The 23,916-nt window shown below is 44.8% G+C and carries 26 protein-coding genes and 1 pseudogene; 19 read left to right on the top strand and 8 right to left on the bottom strand.

Annotated features, from left to right (window positions below):
* The first annotated feature begins 304 nt into the window (after nucleotides 1-304).
* On the top strand, nucleotides 305-1,813 hold the full coding sequence (locus XBJ1_RS14655; RefSeq protein WP_012989772.1) for an MFS transporter: 1,509 nt from the start codon (nucleotides 305-307) through the stop codon (nucleotides 1,811-1,813).
* Between the two features lie 120 nt (nucleotides 1,814-1,933).
* Here the strand turns inward: XBJ1_RS14655 and XBJ1_RS14650 are convergent, their stop codons facing one another.
* The gene (locus XBJ1_RS14650; RefSeq protein ID WP_012989771.1) at nucleotides 1,934-2,542 is read right to left on the bottom strand and encodes an HD domain-containing protein; all 609 of its coding nucleotides are present in this window, start codon (nucleotides 2,540-2,542) and stop codon (nucleotides 1,934-1,936) included.
* 15 nt (nucleotides 2,543-2,557) lie between these two features.
* The gene (ygfZ, locus tag XBJ1_RS14645; protein WP_012989770.1) at nucleotides 2,558-3,556 is read right to left on the bottom strand and encodes a tRNA-modifying protein YgfZ; all 999 of its coding nucleotides are present in this window, start codon (nucleotides 3,554-3,556) and stop codon (nucleotides 2,558-2,560) included.
* Nucleotides 3,557-3,878: 322 nt separating this feature from the next.
* Between ygfZ and sdhE the strand changes: the two genes are divergently transcribed.
* Together sdhE and XBJ1_RS20140 are read left to right on the top strand one after the other, a co-directional pair.
* On the top strand, nucleotides 3,879-4,145 hold the full coding sequence (gene sdhE, locus XBJ1_RS14640) for an FAD assembly factor SdhE (RefSeq protein WP_012989768.1): 267 nt from the start codon (nucleotides 3,879-3,881) through the stop codon (nucleotides 4,143-4,145).
* Entirely contained in the window at nucleotides 4,126-4,554 is a 429-nt protein-coding gene (locus XBJ1_RS20140) for a protein YgfX (RefSeq protein ID WP_038199238.1), read from the top strand. The genes sdhE and XBJ1_RS20140 overlap by 20 nt, the downstream gene beginning before the upstream one ends.
* On the opposite strand, the gene fldB is transcribed toward XBJ1_RS20140, so the two are convergent.
* Nucleotides 4,555-5,073, bottom strand: coding sequence for a flavodoxin FldB (fldB, locus tag XBJ1_RS14630; protein ID WP_012989766.1), 519 nt, complete (start codon nucleotides 5,071-5,073; stop codon nucleotides 4,555-4,557).
* Nucleotides 5,074-5,257: 184 nt separating this feature from the next.
* On the opposite strand from fldB, the gene xerD reads away from it, so the two are divergent.
* The 9 genes from xerD (at nucleotide 5,258) to XBJ1_RS14585 (ending at nucleotide 12,994) form a co-directional block, all read left to right on the top strand.
* Nucleotides 5,258-6,136: a site-specific tyrosine recombinase XerD gene (gene xerD, locus XBJ1_RS14625; RefSeq protein ID WP_038199250.1), complete on the top strand. Its 879-nt coding sequence runs from the start codon at nucleotides 5,258-5,260 to the stop codon at nucleotides 6,134-6,136.
* A gap of 33 nt (nucleotides 6,137-6,169) precedes the next feature.
* On the top strand, nucleotides 6,170-6,871 hold the full coding sequence (dsbC, locus tag XBJ1_RS14620; RefSeq protein WP_012989764.1) for a bifunctional protein-disulfide isomerase/oxidoreductase DsbC: 702 nt from the start codon (nucleotides 6,170-6,172) through the stop codon (nucleotides 6,869-6,871).
* 36 nt (nucleotides 6,872-6,907) lie between these two features.
* The gene (recJ, locus tag XBJ1_RS14615) at nucleotides 6,908-8,641 is read left to right on the top strand and encodes a single-stranded-DNA-specific exonuclease RecJ (protein WP_012989763.1); all 1,734 of its coding nucleotides are present in this window, start codon (nucleotides 6,908-6,910) and stop codon (nucleotides 8,639-8,641) included.
* 157 nt (nucleotides 8,642-8,798) lie between these two features.
* A protein-coding gene (gene prfB, locus XBJ1_RS14610; protein ID WP_143827691.1) for a peptide chain release factor 2 occupies nucleotides 8,799-9,897 on the top strand; the annotation gives its coding sequence in 2 pieces (ribosomal slippage) (nucleotides 8,799-8,873 and nucleotides 8,875-9,897; 1,098 coding nt in all).
* 9 nt (nucleotides 9,898-9,906) lie between these two features.
* Entirely contained in the window at nucleotides 9,907-11,421 is a 1,515-nt protein-coding gene (lysS, locus tag XBJ1_RS14605) for a lysine--tRNA ligase (protein ID WP_012989761.1), read from the top strand.
* A 195-nt stretch (nucleotides 11,422-11,616) separates the two neighbouring features.
* Nucleotides 11,617-11,940, top strand: a complete 324-nt coding sequence (locus XBJ1_RS22190; RefSeq protein WP_012989760.1) for an IS630 transposase-related protein — start codon at nucleotides 11,617-11,619, stop codon at nucleotides 11,938-11,940.
* Between the two features lie 22 nt (nucleotides 11,941-11,962).
* Nucleotides 11,963-12,442 (top strand): IS630 family transposase, encoded by a 480-nt coding sequence (locus XBJ1_RS22185; protein WP_230578792.1) that lies wholly within the window; start codon nucleotides 11,963-11,965, stop codon nucleotides 12,440-12,442.
* 8 nt (nucleotides 12,443-12,450) lie between these two features.
* Nucleotides 12,451-12,720, top strand: coding sequence for a hypothetical protein (locus tag XBJ1_RS19125; protein ID WP_012989758.1), 270 nt, complete (start codon nucleotides 12,451-12,453; stop codon nucleotides 12,718-12,720).
* Between the two features lie 49 nt (nucleotides 12,721-12,769).
* Nucleotides 12,770-12,994 carry a Lar family restriction alleviation protein gene (locus XBJ1_RS14585; protein WP_012989757.1) on the top strand — a complete coding sequence of 75 codons (225 nt, stop codon included), beginning with the start codon at nucleotides 12,770-12,772 and terminating at the stop codon, nucleotides 12,992-12,994.
* A gap of 21 nt (nucleotides 12,995-13,015) precedes the next feature.
* On the opposite strand, the gene XBJ1_RS14580 is transcribed toward XBJ1_RS14585, so the two are convergent.
* Nucleotides 13,016-13,327: a hypothetical protein gene (locus XBJ1_RS14580; RefSeq protein WP_012989756.1), complete on the bottom strand. Its 312-nt coding sequence runs from the start codon at nucleotides 13,325-13,327 to the stop codon at nucleotides 13,016-13,018.
* A 271-nt stretch (nucleotides 13,328-13,598) separates the two neighbouring features.
* Here XBJ1_RS14580 and XBJ1_RS14575 point away from each other — a divergent pair, with 271 nt between their 5' ends.
* The 3 genes and pseudogenes from XBJ1_RS14575 to XBJ1_RS14560 all read left to right on the top strand — a co-directional run.
* Nucleotides 13,599-13,793, top strand: coding sequence for a hypothetical protein (locus XBJ1_RS14575; protein WP_230578791.1), 195 nt, complete (start codon nucleotides 13,599-13,601; stop codon nucleotides 13,791-13,793).
* 107 nt (nucleotides 13,794-13,900) lie between these two features.
* Nucleotides 13,901-14,595 (top strand): IS1 family transposase gene (locus XBJ1_RS20970; protein WP_143827690.1). Its coding sequence is split into 2 segments (ribosomal slippage): nucleotides 13,901-14,159 and nucleotides 14,159-14,595, totalling 696 coding nucleotides; the frame shifts between segments, so codons are not numbered across the junction.
* Nucleotides 14,596-14,625: 30 nt separating this feature from the next.
* Nucleotides 14,626-15,459 (top strand): annotated as a pseudogene (locus tag XBJ1_RS14560) (conjugative transfer ATPase); the annotation flags it as partial.
* Between the two features lie 106 nt (nucleotides 15,460-15,565).
* On the opposite strand, the gene XBJ1_RS14555 reads toward XBJ1_RS14560, so the two are convergent.
* A complete protein-coding gene (locus tag XBJ1_RS14555) occupies nucleotides 15,566-16,084 on the bottom strand; it encodes a hypothetical protein (RefSeq protein ID WP_012989752.1) in 519 nt (172 codons plus the stop codon).
* Nucleotides 16,085-16,382: 298 nt separating this feature from the next.
* Here XBJ1_RS14555 and XBJ1_RS20965 point away from each other — a divergent pair.
* From XBJ1_RS20965 to XBJ1_RS14540, 3 genes are all read left to right on the top strand, one after another.
* Nucleotides 16,383-17,077, top strand: a protein-coding gene (locus XBJ1_RS20965; protein ID WP_143827612.1) for an IS1 family transposase whose coding sequence is annotated in 2 segments (ribosomal slippage) — nucleotides 16,383-16,638 and nucleotides 16,638-17,077 — 696 coding nt in all. Because the reading frame shifts where the segments join, the coding sequence is not laid out codon by codon here.
* 36 nt (nucleotides 17,078-17,113) lie between these two features.
* The gene (locus tag XBJ1_RS14545; RefSeq protein ID WP_080718009.1) at nucleotides 17,114-17,413 is read left to right on the top strand and encodes an AHH domain-containing protein; all 300 of its coding nucleotides are present in this window, start codon (nucleotides 17,114-17,116) and stop codon (nucleotides 17,411-17,413) included.
* A 17-nt stretch (nucleotides 17,414-17,430) separates the two neighbouring features.
* Nucleotides 17,431-18,072 carry an Imm43 family immunity protein gene (locus tag XBJ1_RS14540; RefSeq protein ID WP_232503285.1) on the top strand — a complete coding sequence of 214 codons (642 nt, stop codon included), beginning with the start codon at nucleotides 17,431-17,433 and terminating at the stop codon, nucleotides 18,070-18,072.
* A 186-nt stretch (nucleotides 18,073-18,258) separates the two neighbouring features.
* Here XBJ1_RS14540 and XBJ1_RS20960 read toward each other — a convergent pair.
* A protein-coding gene (locus XBJ1_RS20960; protein WP_143827612.1) for an IS1 family transposase occupies nucleotides 18,259-18,953 on the bottom strand; the annotation gives its coding sequence in 2 pieces (ribosomal slippage) (nucleotides 18,259-18,698 and nucleotides 18,698-18,953; 696 coding nt in all).
* A 128-nt stretch (nucleotides 18,954-19,081) separates the two neighbouring features.
* On the opposite strand from XBJ1_RS20960, the gene XBJ1_RS14530 reads away from it, so the two are divergent.
* The gene (locus tag XBJ1_RS14530; RefSeq protein WP_012989749.1) at nucleotides 19,082-19,873 is read left to right on the top strand and encodes a hypothetical protein; all 792 of its coding nucleotides are present in this window, start codon (nucleotides 19,082-19,084) and stop codon (nucleotides 19,871-19,873) included.
* A gap of 187 nt (nucleotides 19,874-20,060) precedes the next feature.
* Here the strand turns inward: XBJ1_RS14530 and XBJ1_RS14525 are convergent, their stop codons facing one another.
* Together XBJ1_RS14525 and XBJ1_RS14520 are read right to left on the bottom strand one after the other, a co-directional pair.
* Complete coding sequence (locus XBJ1_RS14525; protein WP_012988020.1) at nucleotides 20,061-23,318, bottom strand: Ig-like domain-containing protein; 3,258 nt, start codon at nucleotides 23,316-23,318, stop codon at nucleotides 20,061-20,063.
* A 96-nt stretch (nucleotides 23,319-23,414) separates the two neighbouring features.
* A complete protein-coding gene (locus XBJ1_RS14520; RefSeq protein WP_012988021.1) occupies nucleotides 23,415-23,888 on the bottom strand; it encodes a hypothetical protein in 474 nt (157 codons plus the stop codon).
* Nucleotides 23,889-23,916: the final 28 nt, after the last annotated feature.

The following is a 23,916-nucleotide window of genomic DNA, read 5'->3' as shown; positions in this document are numbered from 1 at the left end:
CCACTATGACTATGATTCGTCTTTCACAGGCGTTTCTCTCTCAAAAAACCTCAACAATGATGCCTGTTTGGATGAAATTTTATTTCTTCTATAGTTAGAAAATCACTTCAATCATAGACATAATTGTTCGCGTTATTACTAATGACGCTAAGTTATCGTCTAATATCGCATAAATTCTTCATTATTTTCATTAAATAATTTTCCAAAAATTTAAAAATAAATTGAAACAACGGCCTCATATACATGTGGCTGAATGTTGGCACATCTTTTCAATACTTCAGTTATAACGGGAGAAGTTAAGGTTATGTCATTAAATAGAATCGTGAGTACTCATAAACGAGCAGAATTTCGTACTTGGTTTGGATTATTGATCTTAATGTTACCGGTTTTATTGGTCACGGTGGACAACACTATTTTGGGATTTGCCTTGCCAAAAATTACCAGAGCTTTGGAACCGAGTGCAAATCAGCAATTATGGATTATTGATGCTTATTCATTGGTACTGGCGGGATTGTTGGTGTCTATGGGAAGTATCGGTGATCGTGTTGGTCACCGTCTGCTATTGCTATCCGGGTCATTGGGATTCACGGTTGTTTCAGCTCTGACAGCATTATCTACCTCGCCAGAACAATTAATTGCTGGGCGTGCAGCTCTTGGTTTTTTTGGTGCAATGTTGATGCCTTCGACACTGGCTTTGATAAGCCATCTTTTTACAGATCGTGAACAGCGCCGATTAGCTATCGCTATTTGGGCGACTACTCTCACCGTTGGCTCGGCACTTGGCCCTGTTATAGGCGGTGTTTTATTGCAGTATTTTAACTGGCAAGCCATTTTTCTATTGGCTGTGCCTGTATTGGTGCCTTTGTTGATTTTTGCACCTATGTTGTTACCTGAATCGGCCAAAAAGCAGATAGGGATCATTGATGGCTATAGTGTCTTATTATCCATTATTGCCATGGCTGGCATTGTGTATGCGATTAAACATTTTGCCAGTAATGGCTTTGAGACCAGTGTCATTATGACGTTTGCGATTGGTCTTATCGCAGGAATGTTATTTATACGTAGGCAACAGAGCTTGCAAATACCGCTAATGGATATTTCCCTGTTCCGTAATGGTGTATTTACTGGTTCGATCATGGTCAATTTATTGAGTCTTGGATTACTGATTGGTTTTGTCTTTTTTGCCACTCAGTACCTGCAAGTTGTGCTTGATATGAAACCGCTTGCCGCCAGTCTTGCACTGATTCCCGGACAAATCATGGCAATCGTTATCGGCATGGCGATCGTACCGATTGCCCAGAGAGTGCCTATCCACTGGCTCGTACCCATTTTATTGGCTTTGTCGGGAGCCGCATTTTTCTTGATTGCCTGTGTTGGCAGTAACCTGACTTCAATCGTGATCGCTTTCGCATTATTGAATATTGGTGTCGGGGCGATAGCTTCTATTTCCAATGACTTGGTTATTTCAGCCGTACCTTCTTCCAAGGCAGGTGCAGCTTCAGCAATCAGCGAAACGGCCTATGAAGTTGGAGTTGTATTCGGTACAACGATTCTGGGTGGATTGGTGACGGCGTTTTATCGTTTAAATCTGCAATTGCCGGCAAGTATTTCTCAGGAACAAGCATCATTGGCTTTGGAAACGTTGGCTGGAGCTTATGTGATAGCAGCTTCATTGATTGAAATGGAAGGTCGGCAATTGATGGGTGCAGCAGCGCATTCATTCACCAGCGCCATTCATATTACTAGCTGGCTGACAGTGGTATTGACAGGATGTGTAGTCTTGATGGTATCGTATCTTCTGAGAAAACCGTAGAAAATTTGCAGTAAGAAACGTTGTTGTCTGACGAATAAATATGTTTAAGGCTGACAGAGTAAATGATTCCTTGCATCTGACAGCCTGCTTATTCAAGGAGAAGGCGTACCTGACGTAGTGTTACGCTTTCAGCCAACCTTTCTCTTTCGCTGCTTCCAATTGTGGCAGTAGATATTGCCACAGCTCAGGGTAAGCCTCAGCAATAAAATGCAGCAGATTAAAAACCTGTTCAAAGCGAATACCATTCTCAACCCAGCTTTGGCCATTGTTATGCAGGTTCATGAATACAGGCATGATCCTATCAAGCGTTTTGGCAAAAATCGCTTCAGGTGTTTCAGAATCTTCGTACTCACGCCACAGTGCCAGAAAATAATCTCTCTGCGCTTCCGGCAGTAAACCAAAAATACGATGGGCGGCCTTAACTTCATGTTCATGGATTGCTTCACGGGCAGCCAAATCGAATGCGATAACATCTCCTGCATCGATTTCGACAATATCGTGGATCAGCGCCATCTGCACAACGTGGCCAATATTCATTTTTCCTACATAAGGAGCAAAACTCATGACAGCGAGGGCGAAATGCCAGCTATGTTCAGCCGAATTTTCATGACGCTGATTGTTCAGCAGTTTAGTTTTGCGATGAACCGATTTTAACTTATCCAGCTCCATAATAAATGCGATGACATTAGTAAATGGGCCGAAATCAACAGGGGGTACAGCTAATGACATAAAAAACCTCAAATATTATTTTTCTTCATCGAATGAATAAGGAAGCGATTGAATGGTAAGAGAACTTCCTTCATCTTCACGGATACGGAAAATACTGTCAGCAGCCATATCATTGTTCATGACAACTTGCACCCAGATTGAACCATCAGCGAGTCTGACCGCTGTCAGAACTGAGCCTGTTCTGCGCCATTTATCACCCAGTTGCCACTCCAGATCGTCTCCGGCAACGGGAAGAGAAGACGCGGTGCCAGCCAGCCAGTACATTGCCCGCTTATTAGCACCGCGGTATTTGGCACGAGCCACCATCTCCTGACCGGTATAACAGCCTTTCTTAAAGCTGATACTGCCCTCAAGAACCTGAATATTCGTCGCTTGTGGAATGAACTGGGCGCTGCTGGCTGAGTCAATGACTGGGAAGCCTGCTTCAATCTCTAGTGCCAACCACTGCTGACTATCGTTCAATTGCGCCTGAAGCTTCCCTACTAATGTTTCCGTTAACTGGGCTGCGGTAGCCTGATCGGTGACTAAAAGAAAACGTTCTGCGGGGAAAGCGAAGTGGAGAAGGGTGGTTGTTTCGTGTTGAATAACGGTTGTTTCGGCATCGGGCAGGGTGGGAAACATTTCTGCCAGTGCGTTCCTGCTTCCTGCTCCGGCTACACCAAGCAGGATGCTTTCTTCATCTTTAGCAAAGGTCACTTTGGAAAACACAGCGTATTTTTTCAATTCAGTCAGCTGGGAATCCAATACTGTGCGACGTTCAATATAGGCAAAACCTTCGCCACGGTGAAACAGCCGCAGGTTACTCCACATCTTTCCTTTGGCGTCACAATGTGCGCTCAACACATGTTTTTGGTTGAGAGAGGCGATATCTGATGTGACTTGGCCTTGCAGATACTTTTCCGCATCTGCGCCTGTTACGCTAATCATCCCCCAATCATTAAGAGAAATTAAAGCCAGGGAAAGTGTTGCTGAAGGAGATGGGAGTTGTGCAGAAAATAGAATTTGGTCAGCCATAATAGCTCCTGCCAGTAAACTATCTGAGAAATAATGCTAATGGTAAAAGAGATGAGGCTTAATGCAAAGGAGTTATTCTTGTTATTTACTGACGGGTAGTTAAAGATGATTTGTTGCGATGCTCTTCGCATATTATAGATATATCTTGATTCAACTGTCATGAATGATGAAAAGCAGCCCAGAATCGTTGATAATTCCCTTTGACTGTGAAATTTTGCAACCGTGCTCATGTCTGAAACGACGGGTGACTTGTTAATCTTTCGCGACATCAGCATTGCCGTCTCAATGGCACGAATGAAAATAATCAAGAGGCTTTTTAAACATGGATATTGACAATAAAGCGCGTATTCACTGGGCATGTCGTCGTGGAATGCGTGAACTGGATATTTCTATCATGCCATTTTTTGAATATGAATATGACTCATTGAATGATGATGATAAGCAGCTTTTCGTCCGTTTGCTGGAGTGTGCAGATCCTGATCTTTTTAACTGGCTCATGAATCATGGTCGTCCAGAAGATGATGAGCTATTCCGCATGGTGCAATTGATTCAGAGCAGAAACCAAGCCCGTGGCCCTGTGGCACTGTGAACTGAAGGTATCCCGTCATAGCCGCCTGTTTTCTTCAGGTGTGCATGGTGCAATTATGCTTGCCGCGTTATTGGCTCCGTGGCCTTCCAATGGTTTTTATCTCTGGCTTCCATTGTTTGTCATCATTATGGTGAGCTGGGTGTGGAGTCAGACAAACATTAGGCGGTGTCAGGGAAGGCTGGTATTGTTCAGTGGCCAGAAAATGCATTGGCAAAAAGCGGCGTGGAAACTCACTAGGCCACCGTGGTTAAGCCGCTATGGTATGGTGATCACACTTCACGCCTTTGACAAAACAGAAAGTATCCGCCAACGGTCGTTAATTCGGTTATGGGTGGCATCAGACAGTGTGCCACCAAAGATGTGGCGTCATTTGAACCAGCTTATGCGTCAGTATCCTGATATAGCGTGATTAAAACAGCGCTTCCATTTCTGCCAGTATCTGCATACACCATTCGCTCAAACGTTCATCAGTTTGCTCGAACTGGTTTACATCATCCAGAGCCAGGCCGACAAATTGTTTGCCATCTTCGGTCAGTGGTTTGGGGCTGGTGAATTCATAACCTTCTGTTGGCCAAAAACCAACAAACTGCGCACCCGCAGGCAGCAAATGGTGATACAACATTCCCAACGAATCCAGAAACCATTCACTGTAGTCGATCTGATCTCCCATGCCATACATGGCAACGATTTTTCCCGACAGATCCAATGATGGAAGCTGATCCCAGATAGCCAGCCAATCTTCCTGTAATTCACCGAAATCCCAAGTAGGAATGCCGAGAATCAGGACAGAATAATCTTCCATCAATTTGGGATCACAATCTTTGACATTATGCAGATCGATCAGATCTTCACCGAGTATATCGCGTATTTTTTCTGCTACCATTTCTGTATAGCATGTACTGGAGCCGTAAAAGAGACCAATTTTCATCATTATTTACCAGGACATTTCGAATATCAGGGGCTGCATTGTAACAGAAGAATTGCTTTTTCAGGCATAATAGCCGATCGGAAGTCGCAGAGATAAAGGAAGTCTTGTGCCAAAAAAACACGATTTATCAGAAAACTATGCATCGCAAGATAAGTCATCGGAACCGGCTCCACCGGCTAATTCCCTGATTGAGCAATTTCTGGATACCATCTGGCTGGAAAAGGATCTGGCTGAAAATACGCTATCTTCTTACCGGTTGGATTTACAAGCCTTGAATAATTGGCTGGTATATAGTGGTCACGATTTACTTTCTGTGGAATCTATTGAGCTACAATTATTTTTGGCTGAACGGGTAGATAGCGGTTATAAAGCCAGTAGTTCGGCCCGCTTGCTGAGTGCAATGCGGCGGTTGTTTCAGTATCTTTATCGTGAAAAAATGCGTTTGGATGATCCAACAGCACTTTTATCTGCCCCTAAGTTGCCTAAACGCTTACCCAAAGACTTAAGTGAAAAACAAGTTGGGGATTTGCTGAATACTCCCCTGACTGACCAACCGATTGAATTGCGGGATAAAGCAATGCTTGAAGTACTTTACGCCTGTGGATTGCGGGTATCTGAATTGGTTGGACTGACATTGTCGGATATGAGCTTACGTCAAGGTGTGGTTAGAGTCGTGGGTAAGGGAAACAAGGAAAGATTGGTTCCTTTGGGAGAAGAAGCACTTTACTGGCTGGAGAAATACCTAGAGTATGGGCGTCCGTGGTTATTAAATGGCTCGGCATCTGACGTTTTCTTCCCCAGCAAAAGGGGAACGCAGATGACCCGCCAGACTTTCTGGCATCGGATCAAACATTATGCCGTATTGTCTGGCATTGATACCGAACGTTTATCACCTCATGTTTTGCGTCATGCTTTTGCAACGCATTTACTCAACCATGGTGCAGATTTACGCGTTGTACAGATGTTGCTGGGGCATAGTGATCTCTCCACAACTCAAATTTATACCTATGTAGCGACTGAACGTCTTAAAATGCTGCATCAACAACATCATCCTCGTGGATAACTGCGAAAAAGGATGGAAATAAAGGAACAAAAGATGAAAAAATTAGCATTTTGTTTTTCCTTATTATTGACGGCCTTTGCCGGCAATGTATTTGCTAATGACAGTGCGGTTAATAACTCATTGGTAAAAATGGGACTTAAAGCCGAAAGTATCAAGCCATCACAACTGGCTGGCGTGAGCACGGTTTTGACAGATCAGGGTATTATCCATATCTCCAACGATGGTAAGTATTTGTTCAAAGGCCAGGTTTACGATATTAGTGGCAAAATACCAAAGAATGTCACCAATCAGGTTCTGGTGAAAAAACTGGATGCTTTGAAAAATCAAATGATTGTTTACAAAGCACCGAAAGAGAAATATGTCGTGACTGTTTTTACTGATATTACCTGTGGTTATTGCCGCAAGTTGCATGAGGAAATGAAAGAGTATAACGATTTGGGTATCACCATCCGTTATTTGGCATTTCCTCGCCATAGTCTGCAACATCAGTCAGCCAAAGATATGCAATCCATCTGGTGCAGTGCGACACCGAATAAAGCGCTGGATGCCGCTTTCAAAGGGGATAACATTTCTCCGATCAAAAGCTGTAAAAATGATATCGCGAAACAATACCAGTTAGGCTTGCAGTTTGGTGTTCAGGGAACACCTGCGATTGTACTTCAGGATGGCAGTGTGCTTGGTGGTTTTGTGCCGCCAAAAGCGCTGAAAGAAGATTTGGAACAACAGAGTGAATAATTCGTCAATGACTCAAATTCAGTGAAGCAACCTCCAGTGAATATAGAAACACAACTCCGCCGCCGCCCGGTGGCGGATGACAGTCATCTTCCCAATAGTATTCATCCATTATTGCGTCGTTTATACGCTATGCGGGGTATTCGTCAGGCGGATGAACTGGAACGTGGAGCCAAAGGGCTACTCAATTATCAATCTCTCAATGGCATTGAACAGGCTGTTTCCTTATTGATAACAGCATTGTACGACCATTCGCGCATTGTTATTGTCGGTGATTTCGATACGGATGGGGCAACCAGTACAGCATTGTGTATCCGTGCCTTGCGGGCGATGGGCTATCGCAATCTAGATTATCTTGTGCCAAATCGTTTTGAAGACGGTTATGGTTTAAGTGTTCAGATTGTTAATGAGGTCGTTAAAAAAGGCGCTGATCTGATCATTACTGTGGATAATGGCATCTCTTCCCACGAAGGGGTGGCAGCAGCACATCAGCATAGCATCAAAGTGCTTGTCACCGACCATCACTTACCCGGAGAGACATTGCCTGCCGCAGATGCCATTATCAACCCTAACCTGCATGACTGTACTTTCCCCTCGAAAGCGCTGGCTGGCGTGGGGGTGGCATTTTATCTGATGTCGGCACTCAGGGCGGAATTACGCAGAATAGCGTGGTTTGAGCAGCAGGGTATTCCGCTGCCTAATCTGGCGGAACTGCTTGATCTGGTGGCACTCGGAATTGTGGCAGACGTGGTTCCTCTTGATACCAATAACCGTATTTTTGTGTATCAAGGATTGAACCGCATTCGTGCTGGTCGCTGTTGCGTGGGAATTCGGGCGCTGCTTGAAATTTCCAAACGGGAATCAACCAAACTGGCTGCCAGTGATTTGGGGTTTTCGCTTGGGCCACGATTGAATGCAGCCGGGCGGCTGGATGATATGTCCGTTGGCGTGGCTTTACTGTTGACGGATGATATGGTGCAAGCTCGTCAGATAGCCTGTGAACTTGATGGACTGAACCAAACCCGCCGTGAAATTGAGCAGGGGATGCAGCAGGAAGCTTTGCAGATTTGCGATCAATTCGAACGTACCTGTACTCAGTTACCTTACGGATTGGTCATTTATCATCCAGAGTGGCATCAGGGCGTAGTGGGTATTCTGGCCTCGCGTATTAAAGAACGTTTTCACCGTCCGGTTATTGCTTTTGCTCCGGCAGGCGATGGAACATTAAAAGGTTCAGGCCGTTCAGTAAATGGATTGCACATGCGTGATGCGCTTGAGCGCCTCGATACCCGGCATCCGGGTCTGATATTGAAATTTGGCGGCCATGCTATGGCTGCGGGCTTGTCAATTGAACAGGATAAATTTGATCTGTTTCAGCGCCATTTCTCTGCGTTAATGGCAGATTGGCTGGATATCTCCCAGCTTGGAGGGGTAGTCTGGAGTGATGGCGAACTGGCCTTAGGGGAGTTATCGCTGGAAATTGCGGAAATTCTGCGAGAAGGTGGCCCGTGGGGACAGGCATTTGCCGAACCGATATTTGATGGTAAATTCAAACTGCTGCAACAGCGGATTGTTGGCGAAAAACATCTGAAAGTCATGCTTGAACCATTAAACGGTGGGCCGATGTTGGATGGCATTGCGTTTAATATCGATACTCATCGTTGGCCGGATAACAGCGTCAAAACAGTGGAATTAGCCTATAAACTGGATATCAACGAATTTCGCGGTAATCGCGATGTCCAACTTTTGATCCAGCACATCTGGCCTTACTGAATTGGCCTGAATGGTATGATCAGCTATTAAAACTTTGCCACATGACCAAAAGTGATTGTGTGGCCAATCTCCAGAAATGCTATAAACCGTTTGACAGATCCGTTAGAATACGCAGTTCGAAAATATCCATGTGACCACTACGTATAAGACACAAAATATGTTTGAAATTAACCCGGTAAAAAGCCACATTCAGGACTTGTCTGAACGGACAGACGTTCTGAGGGGGTATCTTTGACTATGATGCCAAGAAAGAACGTTTAGAAGAAGTCAATGCTGAACTGGAACAGCCTGATGTCTGGAATGAACCGGAACGGGCACAGGCATTAGGTAAAGAGCGTTCATCACTGGAAAACATCGTAGAAACGATTGAACAGCTTGATCAGGGTCTGGAAGATGTGAACGGCCTGCTGGAACTGGCTGTAGAAGCTGATGATGAAGAGACTTTCAATGAAGCCGTAGCTGAGTTGGAACAGTTGGAAGAAAAACTCGGTCAGCTTGAATTTCGCCGCATGTTCTCAGGTCAATATGACAGCGCAAACTGCTATCTGGATTTACAGGCTGGCTCTGGTGGTACAGAAGCACAAGACTGGGCCAGTATGCTGATGCGTATGTTTCTGCGCTGGGCTGAGTCCAAAGGTTTCAAAACTGAAATTATCGAAGAGTCTGATGGTGACGTTGCTGGTTTGAAATCTGCAACCATTAAAATCATCGGTGAATATGCTTACGGTTGGTTGCGTACAGAAACTGGCGTGCATCGTTTGGTACGTAAAAGTCCGTTTGACTCAGGTGGGCGTCGTCATACCTCATTCAGCTCTGCCTTTATTTACCCAGAAGTGGATGATGACATTGATATTGAAATCAACCCGGCCGATTTGCGTATTGATGTATACCGTGCTTCCGGTGCGGGTGGTCAGCACGTCAACAAAACCGAGTCTGCGGTGCGTATCACCCACATACCGACTGGCCTTGTAACCCAGTGTCAGAATGATCGTTCTCAGCATAAAAACAAAGACCAGGCGATGAAACAGTTGAAAGCCAAACTGTATGAACTGGAAATGCAGAAGAAGAATGCTGATAAACAGGCGATGGAAGAAAACAAATCGGATATCGGTTGGGGCAGTCAGATCCGCTCTTACGTTTTGGATGATTCCCGCATTAAAGATTTGCGTACTGGCGTTGAAACTCGCAATACGCAGTCTGTGCTGGATGGGGATTTGGACAAATTCATTGAAGCCAGCTTAAAAGCCGGCCTATGAGGAACTAAAATGTCACAACAGCAGCAGGGAGCTGAACAGGCTCCTGATTTAAATAATGAACTGAAAACTCGCCGTGAAAAACTGGTTGCACTGCGCGGCAACGGTATCGCATTCCCAAATGATTTTCGTCGTGAAAACATTTCTGAAGATCTGCATGCAAAATATGATGACAAGACTCAGGAAGAACTGGAAGCGCTGAACATTGAAGTGACCGTAGCAGGCCGTATGATGACTCGTCGTATCATGGGCAAGGCATCCTTTGCGACCTTGCAGGACATGGGAGGACGTATTCAGGTTTACGTTTCCCGTGATGACCTGCCGGAAGGCATTTATAATGAACAGTTCAAAAAATGGGATTTGGGTGACATTTTAGGCGCTCGCGGTAAATTGTTTAAAACCAAAACGGGTGAACTTTCCATTCACTGTACTGAACTGCGCTTGCTGACCAAAGCACTGCGTCCGCTGCCGGATAAATTCCACGGCTTGGCGGATCAGGAAATGCGCTACCGTCAGCGTTATTTGGATCTGATCTCGAATGACGAATCACGCAAGACATTCCAGATCCGTTCCCGCATCATGGCTGCATTGCGTAACTTCATGGTCAAAAAAGACTTCATGGAAGTTGAAACTCCAATGATGCAGGCGATCCCTGGCGGAGCGAGTGCGCGCCCATTTACTACGCACCACAACGCGCTGGACATCGATATGTACCTGCGCATTGCACCGGAACTGTATCTGAAACGTCTGGTAGTGGGTGGTTTTGAGCGCGTTTTCGAAATCAACCGGAACTTCCGTAACGAAGGTATTTCTCCGCGTCATAACCCAGAGTTCACCATGATGGAACTCTACATGGCTTATGCGGATTACCAAGATCTGATCGTACTGACCGAAGAACTGTTCCGTACTCTGACTCAGGAAGTGCTGGGTACTACGTTGGTTAAATACGGTGAACAAGAATTCGATTTCGGTAAGCCTTTCACCAAAATGTCCATGAAAGAAGCGATCTGCAAATATCGCCCGGAAACCAATATCGCGGATCTGGATGATATGGATAAAGCTGTCGCTATCGCGAAGTCTCTTGGTATTGATATTGAAAAAAGTTGGGGCTTGGGTCGTATTCAGTGTGAAATATTTGAAGAAACTGCTGAAAGCCACCTGATTCAACCGACTTTCATTACTGAATACCCAGCAGAAGTTTCTCCGCTGGCACGCCGTAATGATGATAACCCATTCATTACAGACCGTTTTGAATTCTTTATCGGTGGCCGTGAAATTGGTAACGGCTTCTCCGAACTGAACGATGCAGAAGATCAGGCAGAACGTTTTGCAGAGCAAGTTCGTCATAAAGATGAAGGTGACGACGAAGCGATGTTCTATGATGATGACTACGTTACTGCACTGGAACACGGTTTACCACCAACAGCAGGTTTGGGGATTGGTATCGACCGTATGGTTATGCTGTTCACGGATAGCCATACCATCCGTGACGTGATCCTGTTCCCAGCAATGCGCCCGAATAAATAATCATTTCTGATTAAAATCGACAAACGCCTTGTCCGGCTAATCTGACAGGGCGTTTTTTTATACTGAAACAACTGACTGAAATATAGACAAAACTCAACAATAATAACTTGCTGAGATTTAACGGCAGGTATATATAGTTAAATCATATTAATATGACATAATATCTAACTCTAAGATAACAAGGCATAAAATGAGATGGGCTACAGCTTAGATTTTCGAAAGCGAGTACTGGCATACAAAGACAAGCATTCGTTGACTTTCGAACAAACGAGTGCCCATTTTGAGATTTCCATGCGTACCTTGTTCCGGTGGTGCAATAAAATAGAACCTTGCATGACCCGCGATAAACCCGCCACGAAAATCCCTGATGAGGTACTCATTGCGGATGTCCAAAATTTTTCTGATGACTATCAATGGGAAAGAGCAAAACGTTTAGGTGTCTCACAATCGGCTATTCATTACGCCTTGAAACGGCTTCGGATCACCCAGAAAAAAAACGCTCCAACCCCCTCGCGCTGATCCTCAAGCTCGTCAGGCATTTATCGAGCGTATCAGCGATGATGAACAGACTGGCAGACCCATTGTTTATTTGGATGAAAGTGGTTTTGCTCAATCGATGCCACGTAAACAAGGATATTCGGAAAAAGGGTTACGCTGTTTTGGTACGCATGACTGGCACGTAAAAGGCCGTATCAACGTCATTGGCGCCATTCTCGAAAATACCTTCGTCACCTTAAGCTTATTTACCGAGAATATTAATGCCGATGTTTTTTATGCGTGGATGACGCAAGATTTGCTGCCAAAGCTTCCACACGGAGCAGTGATAGTGATGGATAATGCGCCTTTCCATAAACGGAATGACACGACACAAGCGATAGCAGACAGCAGATGTCAACTGGAATGGCTTCCCGCTTATAGTCCGGATTTAAACCCTATAGAACACAAATGGGGCGGAGCAAAAGCGATAAGGAGGCAAAAAAGATGTTCAGTTGATGAGTTGTTTACGGAGCATATTGAATAGGTCAGGTTATGTTGATTTTGCTATATGTATCAGATAACAACTTAGAAACAATTCTTGACCAAACACTCCTCATTAATAAAGACCAATTCGGTGAATACACTGCAAAAATGGAATTTGAAAACTTTCCGAGACTGCAGTCAGAGAAAGAAGCGGCGTTAAGACTCGCGGACTGGATGCGACGCATGAGTGAAGCGATAGAAGATCACTGGCAGAACAAGAAACAGTCTCCAGAGGCTGTTCAGCTTATAGAAGAAGAAATAATTGGCATCGCAGAGTAAATAATTCTGGGGTGCAAGATTACGTTAATACTGAATGCAAGAGAGAGTAATGGAAAATGAACTTAAACCGTGTCCGTTTTGTGGTAGTGATAATGTAGGAACTGAACGCCATTATGGCTTTGCTGATAAAGATTACGAAGAGTGGGTAAATTGCTATAACTGTGATGCTTCGGGTTCTCATACATGTTGGTTTGATGATGTCGGTGTCGCCGACTCTGAGGCAATTAAGTTATGGAATCGGAGAATGGAAAATACTCAACCCCAGCGCAAATGATACTGGGGTGGCAGGAGTATGTTAGGGGGCAGTGCGGGTGAGCCATTTTGGTAAATAAAAATCTATACCAGTGCATACCTGATTTTTGAACCAAGCTTCAATGACTAATTTTCCGATCCTCCATTGGGTAAATTCTACACCATGCTCCACGCTGCCAGATTGGTATGGCTTCATTGTTTTGCTAATAATGTAATCCGGACTTTTCCCTATAAACTGCTCATGATCTTTAAACAAAGAATAAAGATACCGCGCTTGTTCTTTTTTCTGTGATGAACGCTGTGAAAGGTAGGCAGACACTAACACTAAGATACCTAGTAGGACGCTAAAATTCATAATATGTAACCTTAAGAGTTAAAATTTGCTAATCAATATACCTGATATTTTTTCGAGCCATCGCATCCCGTGATGGTTTTTTTATTCCTTTACCCATTCCCTTGAGCGGTTAAAGGAATACCCCATGCCATCAGTTAACACGGGTGGCTTTTTCTTTTTGGAGAACAGAACATGACACAGAGTACCCCAACACACCTTCATCATTGATTTCAATTGTGACACTGACACACTGAACCAACTTAAATCACAGTTGAAAAATATTGCTGAACAAGTGGGTCGCATTAACGGTCGTCGCTATGACGCAGGTATGAAACTGTCAGTAGATACAGGTGCTAAGGCTGGAATTGCTGCCGATAGCTTCAAGGTCTTTGGTCCGGTACAAACAGCTGAAATAATCAACGACGATCACATCCGCCAGATAATCCGTGAAGAGATACGCCAGTTCGTCACCCGTGAGAGTGAATGAGGCGGATTGTTCTCAAAGTGGTGATATGATGCCGCCAAGAATACCGGATCACGTATTCATCCCGTTGTTTCTCACGTATAATGAGGGTAAATACGTGAGGGATAGTGATGGCATTAGTTGAAGTGAAGTGTCGGTTTTGTGGCCAAACCACGTCTGTTAAAAAACACGGTAAAGGAGAAGGTGGGCATCAACGATATTATTGCCAGTCCTGTCGTAGAACCTTCCAGCTCGAATACACTTACCGGGCTTGCCATTCGGGTATGAAAGAGCAAATCGTCAAGCTTGCCATGAATAACGCCGGTATTCGTGATACGGCACGGGCACTTCATGTCAGCATTAACGCTGTTGTACGCACTTTAAAAAACGCGCGCCGCGATGTGTAACCACGCTGCCGCTGGATACCCCTGAGCTTCAGCTTATCTGTGAAGTCGATGAAATGGGGTCATTCATCAGTAACAAAAAACGGCAACGCTGGCTGTGGTACGCGTGGGAGCCTCGCTTGAAACGTATTGTCGCTCACGCTTTTGGCGCTCGTAGCAAACAGACACTCAGGACGTTGCTGGAAAAGTTATCCGCTTTTGATGTGGCATTCTGGTGCACCGATAATTTCGGGGCATATGACATATTGGCTGATGAGAAACATATCACCGGTAAACTTTATACTCAACGTATTGAACGAGAAAATCTGAACCTGCGTAACAGGCTAAAGCGACTCAATCGCAAGACGCTGGGTTATTCTAAGTCAGTTGAAATGCATGACAAGATCATTGGCACATTCATCGAACGTGAGTTCTATTATTGATGGCCAATCAACAGGTTGAATACACGACCCTTTGACGAGGCACGTCAAATGATAGCCTCGGACTTACAGAATGCGCTTTATGCCATTGCCCGTAATCACCAGCAGGATGAACACGGCCAGCCGTTAATCACCGCGCACCGGCGGGCACGGGCGGATGAAATGGCGGGCGCCATGTCGATGTTTACCCAGGGGTTTGAAGGGGAGCTGTTTAACCGTCCCGGCACCCCGTGGCCGGAGGTGGATGTCACCCTGATTGATCTGGGCACACTGGCCCGTGAAAACTACTCGGCCCAGATGGCACTGGCAATGGTGTCACTGATTAACAAAGTCAATAACCTGGCCGAACGCGACCAGTATCAGGATCGCGAACTGCAACTGGTGATTGATGAAGGGCATATCACTACCACGAACCCGCTGCTGTCGCCCTATATGACCAAGGTCGTGAAAATGTGGCGTAAGCTGGGTGCATGGCTGTGGCTGGCGACCCAAAACCTGGCCGACTATCCGGATACCGCTGAGAAAATGCTGAATATGGCGGAATGGTGGCTGTGTCTGACCATGTCACCGGATGAAGTGGAGCAGATCGCCCGTTTCAAGAAGCTAACGGAAGAGCAAAAATCGGTGCTGCTCTCTGCCAGTAAATTACCCCGCTGTTATACCGAGGGCGTGGTACTGGCGAAAAAAATCGAAGCGTTGTTTCGGGTGGTGCCGCCGAGCCTTTATCTGGCTCTGGGCATGACGGAAAAAGAAGAGAAAGCCGAGCGGCGGGCGCTAATGCGTGAGCACCAGTGCAGTGAACTGGAGGCCGCTGTGTTGGTGGCCAGGAAGATGGATGTGGCGCGGGGGTTGAAAGCAGTTTATTGAATTCAGGCTTAATATCAATTCTGAAAAGAGACAGCAGGAGGCACTTCCCCTTCGTCATTAAGGGGGGTAATAGGGTTGTAGATCCTTTACCTAATATTTTCCAATTTCATAAGTAATCTTGTCTTTCCATAATGCCATTTTTGAATACTATGCAGTAATAGTTAGGAACATTATTGGTGTGAACCCGACTATTTCCAATCTGTTCAAGATAGCGCTCGACAGAAACTCTGTTACTCCCATTATTTAGATAATACTGATAAATATCGTTATGTCTGAAATTTATATAAACTGAACCTATGTATCCTTTAACTTCAGTATTTCTTATTCTTGCTGACACTTTTGCTGCGAGAGAGGCAATATCATAATTCGCTGAATTGCAAGCAAGAAGATGGATTCTATGCAGTGTCTCAACCGTTGTGTTTGACTGAATGTAGCTGGTCACTATGTCGTAAGTCCAGAGTTGACCGTTTATTGCAAGGCCTTCCGGCCGCCCATCAAAAACAGCTAATCCATGACAAGCAATTGTAAATTCATTTATTACGTATCCATCATGAAAGGTTGATGAAATATACATATGAGCATCTGGATAAATATCTATAAGATGGACTCTTTGTGTCAAGGGCATTTGAAGTTTTCTCCCCAAAAAGTATGTCTGCATTGCAACGGCATTGGTTATGTATTACTCATTTCATTTCAGATTACAAACTATTTTTGTTTTGTAGGATGCAACTTGAGTTGCTTATGTAAATAGGTCCCAAACGAGTCTTGGATATTTAATTGCTTGTAATACCTTGAAATGAATATCAAAATGCTTGTTTATGTTGAGTGGACATATAAATGGATAAATTTTCCCTTTCGGAAAAAGGGTCATGTATTAAATGGTTAGTTGCTGTGATATGCTTCCGGCTTTTTAAGGATGAAGTATGGCCAAAGTTGATGTCTATTGCCGTTATTGCCACAAATCAGAACAGGTCAAAGGACATGGGAAAGGAAATGGCGGACATCCTCGTTATCGCTGTTATAGCTGCTGTAAGGTCTTTCAGTTGGCGTATACCTATCAGGCCTGCAAACCCGGCGTTAAAGAACAGATTGTCGATATCGCGATGAATAACGGGGGAATTCGTGACACCGCTCGGATCCTGAAAGTCGCCACCGCCACCGTCATGAAAACATTAAAAACCTCAGACCCCGAAACGTAACGACACTTCCCCTTGCGGAATGTGGCATCCAGATTGTCTGTGAAATCGACGAGCAATGGTCGTTTGTCGGCAATAAGAAAAACCAACGCTGGCTTTGGTATGCTTGGGAACCCCGCCTGAAGCGAATAGTGGCTCATGTTTTTGGCGATCGCAGTCGAAAAACGTTAGACAAGCTGCTTACCCTCTTATCTTCCTTTACTATTCGGTTTTACTGCACGGATGACTATGTTGTTTATGACCCACTTCCCGAGGAAGAGCACTTGACTGGAAAGGCGTTTACTCAGCGTATAGAGAGAACGAATTTAACGCATCGTACCCGAATCAAAAGGCTGAATAGAAAAACCATTGGGTATTCAAAATCGGAAGAAATGCACGATAAAGTGATAGGAACCTTTATTGAACGTGAACATTATTTTTAATACCTAATCTAATCATTTAATACATGACCGAAATTCTTGGATAAGATTGGTATCGGCGGAAGAATGAACTCTGTGGAAAATGGTATTCATATCCCCGGCAGTAAAAAAGCAATGCAGGATGATGTTGGTAAGGGGATGAAAGTATTCCATAGCAGTAATCACAATACATATTCTGGTGAGGTAAGACAGAGTATAGAAGAAATTAAACGCCGACATGACGCCGGTAACCTTAGTGACCGTCAAGCAAGAGACGAGATAAGAAAACTCCAGATGAAGATGAAAAATAAGATTTGGTCAGGTGATGTTCCCTCTAATCCATGTAAGAGACTAAATTAATGAATTATTATGTACTAATGAATGATTACAAGTCTTCTTTAATTCCACGATATCTTCATGCTCTTGTTGATACAAAGAAGCAAGTGAACGAAAACTGGGATTATGAAGGTTCAGATTACTCTTTCCCTTATTACATGAAAGAATTAGAGTGTCCGAATAGTTTGTTTTTATTATGCAATAGGAATGTGGGCGCTCTAAATTTCAATTATTATTTTCATGGTTCCGGACATATTGCATCCAATAAATTTATTGATTTTTTCAATGAATTAAAAACCTGCGAGATTATATCTAAAAATTTGATAGCCACATCAATTAAAGATGGAAGTGTAATTAGGGATGATTTGAATTATCTCTATTTTATAGGCAATGACGATTTTTTGGATTTAAACAACTCTGAATTAGAAGAAGATCGTTCTGGTTCTTTGATGCCTCATAAATTAATTATTAACAACCCTAGTAATATTGATGTATTTACAATACGTAGTACCTTACTTGCTGATTTTTTGATTTTTTCTGAATCTGCCGTAGAGAAATTTTTAAAAATGAAAATAAGTGGAGTAAAAATAGTACCACTTGATGAGGCTTTTAAAAACTATTGTTTAGATTATGGATATGATATTGGAAGCAGTAGAAAAAGAGTGAAAAGGAAATTACCATAAGTACAATCATGAAATAAACTTACATTCTGTATAACATAAAGCCGGACAGATCCCCGAGATTTTCCGGCTCCTAATTGTCATCACATAAGGCTCCTAAACATATCATCTTACTCTTTCTACTTGAGGTATATGCTAGGTCAAGAGAGTGAGTTTTTTTGGTCATGTATTAAATGATTAGATTAGGTATTAAAAATAATGTTCACGTTCAATAAAGGTTCCTATCACTTTATCGTGCATTTCTTCCGATTTTGAATACCCAATGGTTTTTCTATTCAGCCTTTTGATTCGGGTACGATGCGTTAAATTCGTTCTCTCTATACGCTGAGTAAACGCCTTTCCAGTCAAGTGCTCTTCCTCGGGAAGTGGGTCATAAACAACATAGTCATCCGTGCAGTAAAACCGAATAGTAAAGGAAGATAAGAGGGTAAGCAGCTTGTCTAACGTTTTTCGACTGCGATCGCCAAAAACATGAGCCACTATTCGCTTCAGGCGGGGTTCCCAAGCATACCAAAGCCAGCGTTGGTTTTTCTTATTGCCGACAAACGACCATTGCTCGTCGATTTCACAGACAATCTGGATGCCACATTCCGCAAGGGGAAGTGTCGTTACGTTTCGGGGTCTGAGGTTTTTAATGTTTTCATGACGGTGGCGGTGGCGACTTTCAGGATCCGAGCGGTGTCACGAATTCCCCCGTTATTCATCGCGATATCGACAATCTGTTCTTTAACGCCGGGTTTGCAGGCCTGATAGGTATACGCCAACTGAAAGACCTTACAGCAGCTATAACAGCGATAACGAGGATGTCCGCCATTTCCTTTCCCATGTCCTTTGACCTGTTCTGATTTGTGGCAATAACGGCAATAGACATCAACTTTGGCCATACTTCATCCTTAAAAAGCCGGAAGCATATCACAGCAACTAACCATTTAATACATGACCGTTTTTTTAGCTTAAATTATATTCAATGAAATTGATTTACAATCATAAATTTTGAAAAGGAAGACAATACATGAGAAACTCAATCCAAAACGAAATCACCTTTCCGGAAGGCTGGTTTCTTTTCATTAATGGCGAAATCCCCTTCTATTGCGATCATGGGTGTACTGTCGCCGATTTTGCTGCTGCGAGAAACCTGATCGGTTATAACAAAAAAAACGGGATTTACTTCAAATTTGCCTATGAATCCTCCGAAATCAGAGGGTATGAACCCCCGCCGGGAACCTATGTTCTGACCATCAGAAAATACAATTACACCCACAACTCCGGTTATTTTGGCCGCTGTGTTTATGCGGAAGTGAAACAAACCCAGTGTCCGGAAGAATTTAAAAATATCATGACGGATATGCTGAACATGTCGGCGGAACAGTTCACGTTTGAAGAAGTAAAACGACCGAAACCACAGGGAAAATGCACACCTCAGTTACAACAGTGCATTAATGATTTTTTTACCGGAGTCAAGCAAGATCGCACAGATGAAATTATGGCTTTAATCAGGTCTCCCATGGATGAAAACGAAGAGGAAAATATTCTTTATCTTCGTAAACTGTACTACGGACACTATGAAAGCCCATATCAGAGAGATGATTTAGTTAAAAGTGAAATACATAAAACAGTGGTATCGGAGATCTACAACTACTTTGAATCGCTCGATAAAACTAGAAAACTTGAGAATGGCCGGGATCTTTTTCCCTTTCTTTTTAGCCCAAAAAAATATGATATCAGCACCATTGTGCCTAAAAATGTGAGTTTATGCGAAGTTTTTATGAATATGATCCATATTCAGGATGAGAAACTCATGTGATAAAGCGTCAGAAGAATATTTATCTTCTGGTTTGGCCTGTTGCTATAGAAAGACCAAACCAATGACATTGCATATTCCACCTGCCAAATAGACTCTGCCATTACCTCAAACGGAGTCTATTCTTTGACAAAAGAAAGGAGCAACATCATGGATCAATTTGGCAAAATCACGTAAACACAGAACCGCCTTAGCTTCCACACGCAAACGCCAGCCGATGCCAGGCATTACGCATCCAGCTATCCGATTCTGCCCAGAATGCCCATTTTGTCTGCGCATCCATTGAACCGGAACTGGCAGAAAGATAATCCGTGGAGACCACATAAAACTCCCTCACCCAGCCCTCATAGTGATAAAAATTTCCCCATTCTTCATAAAGCCGTTCAAGTGCATATTTGGGCGCAATCTGGCTGCCGAGTGATTGGCAAATTTGCGTTGCATTAAAATAAAAATCTTTCGTTATGCCTGAACGCTCGAACCAGGTATCGCTTGTTAAGGTCAGTACCACCTGCTGCTCTGCTTCATCGGTACCTGTCAGTCTCACGCCGTCAGGGCGTTGCTGTACGACCACCGTATCACCGGATACTGTGACCGCCGGAGAATCACTCTGCCAGTTCACCCGGCCTGTATTATCGGCGATGATAATGCGAAATTTCGCGCCCCGCCAGAAAACTGAAGGCCCCCGGGTGCCAAAGGCTTTCTGGTTGGCATTACCGCCCTGACTGTCAACGGCAACGGTATCGGCAATACGTAATAGCGGGATAAATTCCACCGTTGGCGAGATAACTTCCTGGTCATCAATAATGGTTGTTACTGAAGCTGTACCTGCCTTCTGGCTGCGCAGTGTCGCACGGGCTTCACCGTTTTCATCGGTTTCAATCTGAGCGTCTGTAAAGTGACCGTTGTCCGAGCGCCACCAGACAGGGATACCGACGGCGGGTTGTCCGGTCAGGTTTTTCACCGTCACGGTCAATATGACGCTATCCTGACCATTGGCAATCATGCGGGTTTTATCTGCACGCAGGGTGGATGTCAGCACATCATCAAACCAGAGCGTCGGGGCGGTCACCGTCTTATCATCAACCTGGATCCATACCCGGTGCGCACCGGCAACGGTGCTGGTCAGCTGAATTTGTGTCAATCCCTGTGAGTCGGTTCGGGTCTCTGCTGATGACAGGATGCCATTATCCGTGTGCCAGATGACGGCCTGATTTTCAACCGGTAACCCCAGTATATCTTCAACAATCGCAGTCAATACGATAGCCTCCTGCCCGTTTCCGTTGGCGTGGGTTTTATCCGCGATGATAACGGATTTCAACTGACGCTCAAACGTGACCCCGCCCGCCGTGATGATGGTACCTGACATGTCAGCGCGGACACGGGCGACACCGGCTTTCCGGCTGATAACCCGTGCCCGGGCTTTTCCCCTGCTGTCGGTGATAACCTGTTCATCGCCAATCTGGCCATGATCTGTTGACCACACGATTTCCCTCCCCACCATCGGCTGGTCAGCCGCATCACGCACGTCAATTGTGCAAAGCGCACTGTCCTGTCCATCGGCAATGGCCGTACTTTTGTCACAGGTCAACGTGTGGGTGAGTGCGGGTAAAAATTCAACCGGTGAAGCCGTGAACGTCTCTTCACCCGCCATCACCGACACCTCTGCGATACCGGAGGGCAAACTGACTAATGCGGCAGTGGCCTGCCCGTGCTTATTGGTTGTTGACGGCAAGGTCAGGAATTTGCCCCGGCTGGTTTGCCACTTAACGGACTGGTGAGGAACGGGGATACCAGCAGCATCCTTTACGGTAACGGTAAACGTCACGGCATCTTTACCATCCGCTCTGGCCTGCGTTTTGTCTGTGGTGATAACAGGCTTCAATACCGCGCTGAAGTGCACCGGCAAAGCCACAGTGACATTATCACCAACCGAGACCTGTACGCTATGCTCCCCGTGATGATGACTGCTCAGCAACACTGCCGCCAGCCCCTGTGCATCAGTTTTCTGTGTGGTTTGTGAAAGTTTGCCTTTGTCACTTGACCAGCTCACCGTTTGATCGGGAACAGGCTTACCGTCACGATCTTTCACCATCACGGTATACATCACACTGTCCTGACCGTCCGCCCTTGCCTGCGCCCGGTTTGCGGTAACCTGCACATGGATTTCCGTCGGCTGGATAAAAAGGGTGGTTTCCGATGGCCGGGAACGATTGCCATGTTTATCAATGGCAATGCCGGAAAGCCGGATCACTTTATCGATGGCTTTCGGCAAAAGCAGCATGATTTTATCAGGCGTCTGATGAACAATTCTGCCGCCGGCTTGCTGTAATTCATCAGCCCGGAGTTCTAAACGCGCCAGCAGATATTTGGAGGTAATTCGTGGCGTAAAAGTGATGATTTTGCCTGCATCGCCTTTAAGCTGAGCGGGAAAATCCAGTGTTATCAGTGTCTGCTTGCGGTAGTCCAGCACCATATTATGATTCCGGTTGACAAAATCTGTCCGTCTGAATGTCAGGCTGCGTAACGGCGCGACTGCGTTGGGATCGAGCTGTTGTGCCAGCGGGACGCCCAGCTGATAATTGAGTGCCAGCGTAAAACGGTTATCCCGGTGATCCTGTTTTCCCTGCCGGACATCCGCGCCCAATGTAACTAACGGCACTGGCGTGTATGTCAGCCCGGCCGTCAGGCTGTAAGGATTGTGCTGACGTTTGTTGTCACCGAATAAACCCACTTGCTGTCCGTAGTATTGTTCAAACATCACCTGCCCGCCCCAGTGCGGCAACGCAGGTAATCCGCCTTCTACCCGGATATCCCAGCCATTGGCGGGGCGTGCATCATAATCGCTGACTTGCCGGGATGTTTTCCAGCCGGATAAGCGCTGGTAAAGGTTGGCAGAGAGTTTGACGTTATCATGCCAGGCTTCTGTCCCGATACCGTAACGGTGATACTGCTCCGGCCATAGTGCATCCCAGAACGCATTAGCACCCCATAACCAGTTATCGGTTAGATAGCGATAACCGAAACCCACCGAGGTTGTCGTCTGTCTGTGATCGGTTTTTACCCCGAACTGGCTGAAGGCCGTGCTAGAAGTAACGTTATACCAGGGTAACAACCAATCAAATGAAATGCCTTTTAACGAAAAACGGCTGTCGAAAGGTAAGGTAAAGCGGGCATTGCCGTATTGGTTAAGCCACGGAGTCAGTGTTGATGTCACTGCGGACGAGAACTGCTGAGCTGCCAGTGTTTTTGCGGCTTCACCGGACGAGTGTGAGCGGGTCAGTTGCCCCCATTGGGAGGTGATCTCCGCAAGCTGGATTGTAGTATCGTTCCGATTGTTAGGTTCTGAATCTGCATAACCATTAAGACTAAGTGACAGGCACAATAGGCTGGTAACAAAGGACTTTGCTTTACTGAGCAGAAAAAAATGACTTTTGGGGTGCACTGGCATGTTACTCTTTTCATTGATAGTGAAAGCGGTAACATGCCGAAAACAGGACTCAAATACTGCGTTTAATTCTTTTTTTTATCGGAGAAATTACAAGCATTAGCGGCTTATCTGAACCCCATTAAAGGTATGAGTACAACATTGACACAGAACAGGAATATCCTTTGCGGATAAGTGGGGATTGACCTTTCTTAAAAAACCGGATTTATCGACAAACAGCCCGTTATAATAACTTGATTCACCGCAGCGAATATAATCCCGTTGATCATTTTCATGTAGAGCGACTATCCAAAATACAGGATCTACCCGATCTAATCTCTGAATGGCTTCACTATAGATCACATCCCATTGTTCACCAACTTTACTCAATAGAAACATAAACAACGGTGTATAATCCAAGCCCCGTCTGTGTTTACTTTTCATGGGAAGGAAGTGCGGCATATCTTCCCTGATCAATTTTTGTTTGGTACGTTCCCATCGGTATTCACCACCATGATGATAAACATGATGTGTTGTTGTATTTACCCGACGGTAGAGTTTCTTTTTTCCTCGATTTGATTGATGGTCTCTCATTTAGGCACTCATCTCAATTTTTGATATT

Origin of the sequence: Xenorhabdus bovienii SS-2004, from assembly GCF_000027225.1 — a bacterium.
Lineage (GTDB): Bacteria > Pseudomonadota > Gammaproteobacteria > Enterobacterales > Enterobacteriaceae > Xenorhabdus > Xenorhabdus bovienii_C.
This window is presented reverse-complemented; position numbering and strand designations above follow the sequence as displayed.

Excerpts from the sequence above, each read along its gene's own strand:
- XBJ1_RS14530 (WP_012989749.1), top strand. The coding sequence starts at position 19,082 with ATGAGAAACTCAATCCAAAACGAAATCACCTTTCCGGAAGGCTGGTTT.
- XBJ1_RS14655 (WP_012989772.1), top strand. The coding sequence starts at position 305 with ATGTCATTAAATAGAATCGTGAGTACTCATAAACGAGCAGAATTTCGT.
- lysS (WP_012989761.1), top strand. The coding sequence starts at position 9,907 with ATGTCACAACAGCAGCAGGGAGCTGAACAGGCTCCTGATTTAAATAAT.
- fldB (WP_012989766.1), bottom strand. The coding sequence starts at position 5,073 with ATGAAAATTGGTCTCTTTTACGGCTCCAGTACATGCTATACAGAAATG.
- XBJ1_RS14585 (WP_012989757.1), top strand. The coding sequence starts at position 12,770 with ATGGAAAATGAACTTAAACCGTGTCCGTTTTGTGGTAGTGATAATGTA.
- XBJ1_RS19125 (WP_012989758.1), top strand. The coding sequence starts at position 12,451 with ATGTTGATTTTGCTATATGTATCAGATAACAACTTAGAAACAATTCTT.
- XBJ1_RS14650 (WP_012989771.1), bottom strand. The coding sequence starts at position 2,542 with ATGTCATTAGCTGTACCCCCTGTTGATTTCGGCCCATTTACTAATGTC.
- XBJ1_RS14540 (WP_232503285.1), top strand. The coding sequence starts at position 17,431 with ATGAATGATTACAAGTCTTCTTTAATTCCACGATATCTTCATGCTCTT.
- sdhE (WP_012989768.1), top strand. The coding sequence starts at position 3,879 with ATGGATATTGACAATAAAGCGCGTATTCACTGGGCATGTCGTCGTGGA.
- XBJ1_RS14555 (WP_012989752.1), bottom strand. The coding sequence starts at position 16,084 with ATGCCCTTGACACAAAGAGTCCATCTTATAGATATTTATCCAGATGCT.
- ygfZ (WP_012989770.1), bottom strand. The coding sequence starts at position 3,556 with ATGGCTGACCAAATTCTATTTTCTGCACAACTCCCATCTCCTTCAGCA.
- XBJ1_RS22190 (WP_012989760.1), top strand. The coding sequence starts at position 11,617 with ATGGGCTACAGCTTAGATTTTCGAAAGCGAGTACTGGCATACAAAGAC.
- dsbC (WP_012989764.1), top strand. The coding sequence starts at position 6,170 with ATGAAAAAATTAGCATTTTGTTTTTCCTTATTATTGACGGCCTTTGCC.
- XBJ1_RS14525 (WP_012988020.1), bottom strand. The coding sequence starts at position 23,318 with ATGCCAGTGCACCCCAAAAGTCATTTTTTTCTGCTCAGTAAAGCAAAG.
- XBJ1_RS14520 (WP_012988021.1), bottom strand. The coding sequence starts at position 23,888 with ATGAGAGACCATCAATCAAATCGAGGAAAAAAGAAACTCTACCGTCGG.
- XBJ1_RS14580 (WP_012989756.1), bottom strand. The coding sequence starts at position 13,327 with ATGAATTTTAGCGTCCTACTAGGTATCTTAGTGTTAGTGTCTGCCTAC.